Origin of the sequence: Sphaerisporangium dianthi (assembly GCF_042654065.1) — a bacterium.
GTDB classification, from domain to species: domain Bacteria; phylum Actinomycetota; class Actinomycetes; order Streptosporangiales; family Streptosporangiaceae; genus Sphaerisporangium; species Sphaerisporangium dianthi.
The window spans coordinates 1-974 of sequence record NZ_JBHSFP010000101.1 but is presented as its reverse complement, the minus strand read 5'-3'; the positions used below and the strand labels follow the sequence as shown (position 1 = coordinate 974).

Sequence of the window (974 nt, the reverse complement as noted above, 5' to 3'; positions counted from 1 at the left end):
GAGCCCGCTGCGGCTCCTGCCAGTTCCGCCGCCGCCCCTGCGGCGGCCGCGGGCGGCACTGACAACGACAAGCCGGGTACCAAGGTCGTGATCGGGTTCTCGGCTCCTGCGGCCGATCATGGGTGGATCGCGGCGATCACCAAGAACGCGCAGGATGCGGCGAAGCAGTACTCGGATGTGGAGTTCAAGCCGGTCGAGCCGACCAATGACATCAACCAGCAGATCTCGGCGGTGGAGTCGCTGATCGCGGCGAAGGTCGGCGCGTTGGTGATCTTGCCGAATGATGGTGAGCAGCTCAACCAGGTCGCGCGTAAGGCGATGGACGCGGGTATCCCGGTGGTCAACCTGGATCGGGTGTTTCCGGACAAGCTGTCGTACCGCACCTGGATCGGTGGGGACAATTACGGCATGGGTGTGGCGGCCGGTACGTATATCGGTAAGACGCTGAAGGACAAGGGCGTCTCCAACCCGGTGATCCTGGAGATTCAGGGCATCGCGACGTTGCCGTTGACGCAGGATCGCAGTAAGGGTTTCGCCGATGCGTTGAAGACGTATGGGTTCAGCGTCACGGCTCAGCAGGACGCGAAGTTCACGGTGGAGTCGGGTACGCAGGTGGCGAGCAATCTGCTGCAGGCGCACAAGAAGATCGATGCGATCTGGAACCACGACGATGACCAGGGCATCGGTGTGCTGGCGGCGGTGAAGGAGGCCGGTCGCAGCGAGTTCTTCATGGTGGGTGGTGCGGGGTCGGCCAATGCCATGCGGGACATCGGGGCTGATAGTGGGGTGTTGAAGGCGACGGTGACCTACAGCCCGACGATGGCGGCTTCGGCGATCAAGCTGGCTCGGCTCATCGCTCAGGGCAAGGGTCTGAGTGATCTGGTCGAGCAGCAGGTGCCGCAGTCGATCACGCTGACGTCGGAGACCATCACCAAGGAGAACGCGCAGAAGTATCTGCCGCTGGGCTTCGAATC

General features: G+C 63.0%; 1 protein-coding gene. It reads left to right on the top strand.

From position 1 onward, the window contains the following. Positions 1-974, top strand: a 974-nt coding sequence (locus tag ACFO60_RS40770; protein WP_380852902.1) for an ABC transporter substrate-binding protein, incomplete at both ends; no start/stop codon positions are given.